At 55.8% G+C, this 6219-nt stretch carries 8 protein-coding genes; 3 read left to right on the top strand and 5 right to left on the bottom strand.

All coding sequences use genetic code 11. The features are described from left to right. Positions 1 to 338 (bottom strand): ABC transporter substrate-binding protein (locus AACH06_RS25945; protein WP_341428711.1); only part of this gene is annotated, 338 nt, incomplete at its 3' end. A gap of 284 nt (positions 339 to 622) precedes the next feature. On the opposite strand from AACH06_RS25945, the gene AACH06_RS25940 reads away from it, so the two are divergent. The 3 genes from AACH06_RS25940 (at position 623) to AACH06_RS25930 (ending at position 2995) form a co-directional block, all read left to right on the top strand. Beyond that, entirely contained in the window at positions 623 to 1333 is a 711-nt protein-coding gene (locus tag AACH06_RS25940) for a helix-turn-helix transcriptional regulator (protein WP_341428710.1), read from the top strand. A gap of 169 nt (positions 1334 to 1502) precedes the next feature. Further along, a complete protein-coding gene (locus AACH06_RS25935) occupies positions 1503 to 2213 on the top strand; it encodes a helix-turn-helix transcriptional regulator (protein ID WP_341428709.1) in 711 nt (236 codons plus the stop codon). Between the two features lie 68 nt (positions 2214 to 2281). Beyond that, the gene (locus tag AACH06_RS25930) at positions 2282 to 2995 is read left to right on the top strand and encodes a helix-turn-helix transcriptional regulator (protein WP_341428708.1); all 714 of its coding nucleotides are present in this window, start codon (positions 2282 to 2284) and stop codon (positions 2993 to 2995) included. A gap of 116 nt (positions 2996 to 3111) precedes the next feature. Here AACH06_RS25930 and AACH06_RS25925 read toward each other — a convergent pair whose 3' ends face one another. The 4 genes from AACH06_RS25925 to AACH06_RS25910 all read right to left on the bottom strand — a co-directional run bounded on the left by AACH06_RS25925 (position 3112) and on the right by AACH06_RS25910 (position 6185). After that, positions 3112 to 3279: a hypothetical protein gene (locus AACH06_RS25925; protein WP_341428707.1), complete on the bottom strand. Its 168-nt coding sequence runs from the start codon at positions 3277 to 3279 to the stop codon at positions 3112 to 3114. A gap of 192 nt (positions 3280 to 3471) precedes the next feature. Further along, complete coding sequence (locus AACH06_RS25920) at positions 3472 to 4131, bottom strand: sensor histidine kinase (protein ID WP_341428706.1); 660 nt, start codon at positions 4129 to 4131, stop codon at positions 3472 to 3474. A gap of 61 nt (positions 4132 to 4192) precedes the next feature. Continuing rightward, entirely contained in the window at positions 4193 to 4717 is a 525-nt protein-coding gene (locus AACH06_RS25915) for a hypothetical protein (RefSeq protein ID WP_341428705.1), read from the bottom strand. 724 nt (positions 4718 to 5441) lie between these two features. Further along, positions 5442 to 6185: a helix-turn-helix transcriptional regulator gene (locus AACH06_RS25910; protein ID WP_341428704.1), complete on the bottom strand. Its 744-nt coding sequence runs from the start codon at positions 6183 to 6185 to the stop codon at positions 5442 to 5444. Positions 6186 to 6219: the final 34 nt, after the last annotated feature.

Raw genomic sequence — 6219 nt, 5'->3', positions numbered from 1 at the left:
TCGTCGCGGATCCCCATGTTGCCGCTGGCGGTGCCCAGCAACACGACGCGCTGCTCTTCGACGAAGGGCAAGCAGGCTTCCGCGGCGGCGCCACTCGTCAGCCCCACCAGGGCCGTGACACCGGATTCGACCAACTGCTTGACGTTGGCCTTGCAGCGCTCTTTGTCGCCACCGTCGTCGAGGGTGACCAGCTCGAAGCGCGGGCCCTTGGGATCGGCCTTGTTCACCGCGTTGAACGCGGCGAGGATGCCATCGCGCACATCCTTGCCGTACGCGGCCTGTCCGCCCGTCAGCGATGCCGACTGACCGAACTTCACCACCATCGGTTGGGCCCGCAACGGCGAACTCCCACCTACAGCAGCCAACGCGGCAGCTGCACCAACAACGTCTCTTCTCCGAATCACGAATGCCCCTTGCAGTCGCGTACTGTGTCTGTGACGAGCGCTTCCCGCCTTGTACTGCGACGAACTCCCAGCACGCCATTTCAACCAATTGCGGCTATCCTGAGAACCTAGCCAACTGGCTAGGAAGGGTGGAAAGGGAACACAAGAGGATACGAAGAGGGACATAGCGCCGCAGTCCAAAGTACGACGCCGCTCCATGCACCTTCGGCACACGCGCAATGAATCAAGACGACATCACACTTCTTGGTCAGTCAAGGAACATACAGGACCTGTTGCGACGCCTGGAAAAGGCAGCGGCATTTCTTGACTTCAGATACTTCAGTTCAAATATCGTTATCCGCAGCCCGGGCGAATTGCCGAAATTCAAGGTTCTGCAGAACTCCCCGGCGGAATTCGAGGCCTCAAAGGACTACGACATCGCGCTGGTTGACCCGGTCATCACAAAGCTGGCTACAACGTCCCTCCCATTTCAATACGACCAAGCCTTCTATGTGGATGCCGGGTTCGGTCACCTGTGGGAGGCTGCCGTTGTCCATGGATACAAGACGGGGCTCTGCATTGCGATTGAAATCAACCCGACCACACGATTTTTGTTCGGACTGGACCGATGCTTTGACTTGCCCAAGAGCCAGACGAGCCGGACATCCCTCTACAGTGCATTCATAAACCTTGCGCTGCATACGTCGTTCGCGGCTCGCGAGATCCTACTCGCGCCAGCGCCCGTCCACGTACCTCCACGACTCTCGCCACGGGAGTACGAGGTTCTATCTCTCTCGCGAGATGGCCACACGGCAGCGCGAATAGCGGAAAAGCTCGGAATCCAGAGCTCAACAGCCAACCAATATATTCAATCAGCCATGGCAAAGCTGGGTGCTTCGAACAAGGTGCACGCCGTCAATATGGCCATAAAGCTGAGAATATTGAAGTGAAACAGACGCAGTCAGCTAGATCACCGAGTCCAATCTGGACTCCCGCTCCGTTAAAAAAGACGATCGCTTTCGTCCTCAACGGCAGCGCAGAAGGATCAAGTGGGGAGGGCACATGCCCGCTGCGCAAATCGAATGAAGGCGCGGTATGGAAGCGCAGAGGTCTACGAGCATGAATCCAGACGATCTGATGAAGCTAGGGCAGTCGAAAAACATCCAAGAACTCATTCGCGGACTAGAGAAAGCGACGTCGTCTCTCGACTTCCGGTACTTCACTTCGAACTTTGTAATCCGCCCCCCGGGTGAGTTGCCACGATTCAAGGTCTTGGACAATTCTCCTGTCGAGTTCGAAGCCGGCAAAGACTACGAAACGGCGATGGTAGATCCAGTACTCAAGAAGCTATCGAGTTCTCCATTCCTTTTTCAGTACGACCAAGATTTCTACACAAATGCGGGCTATGGCCACTTGTGGGAAGTCGCCGCAGTGCACGGATACAAAACCGGCCTGTGCGTAGCAATAGAAATCAACCAAACCACGCGCTTCCTCTTCGGACTAGACCGATGCTTTGACTTGCCCACAAGTGACGCTAGTCGCACCAGCCTCTACAGCAGCTTCATCAACCTCGCGCTCCACACGTCATTCGCAGCTCGTGCCTTGATGCTCCCGTCAACACCCATTTCCGAGCCACCTCGACTCGCGCCCCGTGAGCAATTGGTCCTAAAGATGTCTAGCAACGGTCTTACCGCGGCCCGCATTGCATCGAAGCTCGGAATCCAGAGATCGACAGTCGACCAGTATGTCCAATCAGCGATGGCCAAACTGGGTGCTTCAAATAAGGTTCACGCTGTTCACATCGCCGTCCAGTTGAACCTCCTCGACTAGAGCCGGACATATCCGGCAACTTTTCACTCAAGTCGGGATGACATTGACTGACATTGCAGGAACTTCGCATGAACAACGATGACTTCTCAGAAATCGCCGCCTCCAAAAATATAATGGAGCTTCATCGGCGTCTGGAAAGGTCTACAGGGCACTTCGGCTTCGACTATTTTGCGTCGAATTTGATTTTCGAGCCACCTGGAGTGCGGCCAAAGTTTCGCGTCCTTGACAATGCGCCGTCCGACTTCGAAGAGGGAAAGAATGACGACCTTGCATTGGTGGATCCAGTTATGGCCCGAATGCGGGCCAACAATTTCCCTTTTCACTACGATCAAGAATTCTATGTTCGCGCGGGCGCTGGACATCTGTGGGAAATCGCTGCAGCGCATGGATACAAGACAGGCATTTGTCTATCTATCAGGCTCTCCCCCACCGTCCAGTATTTGTTTGGCTTGGACCGTATCGACGCCTTGCCAGAAGATCCCGCGCAACAGAACCAGATGTATAAGGACATCGCGTTCCTTGCGATGTATGGAGCGCATGCGACGGCAAAGCTCTTAATGCCTAAAGTCGTAGGCGTTGAACGCCTACCCAAATTGGCCCCAAGAGAAGTCGCGGCCCTTCAATTCTCCAGGGACGGGCTTACTGCAATACAGGTCGCTGATCGAATGAGCATTAGCGACAAGACCGTCAATCAATACGTTCAGTCGGCCATGAGGAAACTGAAAGCTCTGAACAAGACGCACGCCGTCATGCTTGCAGAGGACTTCGGCCTTCTGCGTTGACTACCGTACAAATACGGTAATAGCGTTCAGGCTTGCCTCTCCGGTGCTTGATGTAGACACTGCTGTTTATGGAAAGCAGATGCGACGCAGCGCGAGACAAGCCAGTGGCCCGCCACTCAACGAGTGCGGTTGTCGTACTGCTCGACGATGATCTTGATCTGCTCGCGCATCAAACTGCTTGTTTCCAGCTGCTGGGCATGGATGTCCGCAGCTTCGCGTCGATCCATGCGCTCGAACAGGCGATCGACTTCCTCCGCGCAGATGCCTTTGTCCTTGATTGGCATGTCGGCGACACGACGGCTCTGGGACTTGTCCAGCGCATCCGCACCACTTCCGGCATTGCCGAGGCGCCCATCATCATCTCAACCGGTTCTTTGGATTCTCCCGGTGAGATGGGTGTGGATCGGTATGACATCTCAGTCAGGCGAAAGCCACAGTTGGCGCAGCAGCTCGCACATGAAGTGACTTCAATGCTTTCAATGCTCGGGCATCGCAAACGTGAAAGTCGTACCCTGCTCAACCGAACTAGTGACCCGCACGTGTCCACCAAGCTCGCTTGCTGCCAGCTTCACAAACGCCAGTCCCAGGCCGCTGCCAGGTTTTGACCCTGCGCGCGATCGAAAGAATGGTGTCCAGACCTTTGCTAGGTCCTCGTCATGTATGGGTGTGCCCTTGTTGTGTACATCGACGAAAACTCTACCGTCAGATCTGTATACAGAAATCTTGAGACTGCCAGGCTCGCCATACTTGACAGCGTTCTCTATCATGTTGTCGACGATCTGACTAAACAGCGTTTCATCGCTCCATAGGTCCACCGAATCGACGTCGCACTTAAGTGAGCACGCCACTCCATGGGAACGAGCGAGTTCTGCTACCACGTCAAGTGCGTCGAACCGCTCTCGATCGGGAGGAACTCGCTTCAAGTCTGCTAGGCGCACCAGCTTGCCGATTCGCTTAGACGCTTGCTCGGCATTTCTAATAATAGTTTCGACGCTATCAGCAGCTACTGGATCTAACCCACCTAGTTGTAGAACTTCCGCGCTGGCCATTATTCTGGCCAGCGGTGCCCTTAGCTCGTGAGCGATCATCCCGAGTATTTTTGAAATTGTTAGAGCGTAGTCGTCGACTTGCGACACCGAGCCACCGCTGAGTCGCACGCACCCTGAATCAGGACGATCCGACACTTCCGCCACCCTTTCAACTCCAAGCCTGGGGCGATCGCTCAACCGCCCTTAAATGCGTCCTTACCTTCCGCAAGGCGCTTTTGAGGTTCGGCTGCCGCAGGGCGTTCTCAAAGAGCAGCTCGTCGGGGGCTGCAAACGGCGCCAACTGCCTCAATGCGGTCGCCATAGCTCTTCGCTCCGCCGCGTTCAGAATCTCGACGCATTCTTCGGATTCACCGCCGGCGTCGGCTTTAAGTGTCTCTATGCACGCTCCGCGCAGCAACAAAGGCGCCTTCATCAGCGAATCGATCGCGGACGACTGAGTCTTTGATCTTCCGGAAATTGCGGACGGCACAGTGCCGTTACTGATTGCCAACGCCTCGATGAATGCGCTGTGGTATTCCCAGCACCAGTCATGGCCAACCTTCCGCAGTCTAATCTCGTCACCGTCCAATAGCGCAACGTACGACTCTTCCTCTTCGCCATCCCTATACCAGTACAGGCCAGCCCACTCTCTTGGGGCAACGTCGGCGTCGCTTGCTGCCACGACTGCGTCCATCAGAGTGGGGCTACTCCCCGTGCGAGTTGCGGTGATGGGAAGACAACTAGCTCCTGCGAGCTTTACGCTCTTTTCCCAACGAACAGCCACTGAACGAAGTTCCGGTGTGAAGTAGGAACTGACCGACGAAGCGCTGGGCAGATCCGTAGGATCCGTTTGAATGACCAATGCAGGGTTGAATGTCGCCCTAAGAGTCTTTCCTTCGAACTCCAGGCTTTCTCCCACCCGGATGTTCGCCGGGCCCCCAAGAAGTGAGACCCATTCGTACGACTTACAAGCGGAGGGCCAACGTTGCGCAATGTCGACGGTGACGCGTCGCCCGTGCTTAGCGTCATTGCTCTTTCGCATGGAGTCCACCACCTTCGCCTAGCTTGCTATCTGCACGTCAGTGTACGAGCCACGCAAAAAAAAGGCGCCGGCAAGTTACTGCCAGCGCCATCAAAGTCAACCAACTCTTGCCCGAAGGCTCGACGCCGGTTGTGGAGGGATCTTTTACTGGAGGCGAGCGATTCGCCCCGACTTGAGCTGCAGTTCGGACTACCAGCCCACGATGGGACCGAGGTACTCAGACAGGTCAGCCAGCAGCAGCAGCAACTCAATCATCTTGACTCCTTCTTGACCAGCGGCTGAATGCGCTGGCGATGACTGAATTTGAGCAACAAAGAACCTGCCTGAGTAGCTAGCCAACTGGCTAGGTTCACAAGCAAGTGGATAGGTGCAAACCCTATAAAAGGCCCAGGTCGCGTGCCCTTAGCACGGCGACATGTTTGCTTGGTGCATTGAGCTTTTTCATCGCATTCGCTACGTGAAACTTCACCGCGGCATGAGAGATGCCAAGGAACTCAGCCACCACAGTTCCCGACTTTCCTTGCATCGTCCAGGTGAGCACTTCGATCTCCCTCGGCGTCAGCTTGGGGAAGGCATGCGGCAGGTCAACTGCGGGATCCGCCGGTAGGGAGATGGGATCAACGGAAGCCATCACTCTCTGAGCGGCTATCTGCGCGTGAACTGCGACCAACTGCAGACTTGCGAGCAGGTGCGTCAGGTTGTGGTCTTCTGTCGGTAGGTTGTCCTCTCGCGCCAACCCCAGCACGAAGTGCTTGTTCCCTGGCAAGTGGAGCGCGACTGTGACTCCGTTCCGGTACCCGTGGGCGTCCAAGACGTCCGCCAGGTCTCCATTGCCAGAGTCAATGTACGTGCTGAGGGAATAGGTAAACGGTAGGCTTTCAGTGTGCAGCCTATGTAGCACAGGATCTCGCTTCATGAGCCGCGGGTCAGAAGTGGCCTTCACGAACGCTTCGGTTCGGTTGCCCACGTACTGAATCTGCGTCGGCGCTCCAGGAGCTTCCGAGACGAGCCATGCGTTCACAAGACCGAAGTCAAGCGCACCAGCGAATGTCAGCAAGCGCCTTTCAAACGTTGCGACATCCTGCGCTTGGCTGACGTCAAGGAACAGCTGTTGTTGCATTAGTGCCTCTTTTACCCGCCACCTACCCAGTTGG

The sequence above is a fragment of the Ideonella lacteola genome (genome assembly GCF_038066555.1).
GTDB lineage: Bacteria > Pseudomonadota > Gammaproteobacteria > Burkholderiales > Burkholderiaceae_C > Ideonella > Ideonella lacteola.
This window is presented reverse-complemented; position numbering and strand designations above follow the sequence as displayed.

Excerpts from the sequence above, each read along its gene's own strand:
- AACH06_RS25935 (WP_341428709.1), top strand. The coding sequence starts at position 1,503 with ATGAATCCAGACGATCTGATGAAGCTAGGGCAGTCGAAAAACATCCAA.
- AACH06_RS25915 (WP_341428705.1), bottom strand. The coding sequence starts at position 4,717 with ATGGACGCAGTCGTGGCAGCAAGCGACGCCGACGTTGCCCCAAGAGAG.
- AACH06_RS25930 (WP_341428708.1), top strand. The coding sequence starts at position 2,282 with ATGAACAACGATGACTTCTCAGAAATCGCCGCCTCCAAAAATATAATG.
- AACH06_RS25910 (WP_341428704.1), bottom strand. The coding sequence starts at position 6,185 with ATGCAACAACAGCTGTTCCTTGACGTCAGCCAAGCGCAGGATGTCGCA.
- AACH06_RS25940 (WP_341428710.1), top strand. The coding sequence starts at position 623 with ATGAATCAAGACGACATCACACTTCTTGGTCAGTCAAGGAACATACAG.
- AACH06_RS25925 (WP_341428707.1), bottom strand. The coding sequence starts at position 3,279 with ATGCCAATCAAGGACAAAGGCATCTGCGCGGAGGAAGTCGATCGCCTG.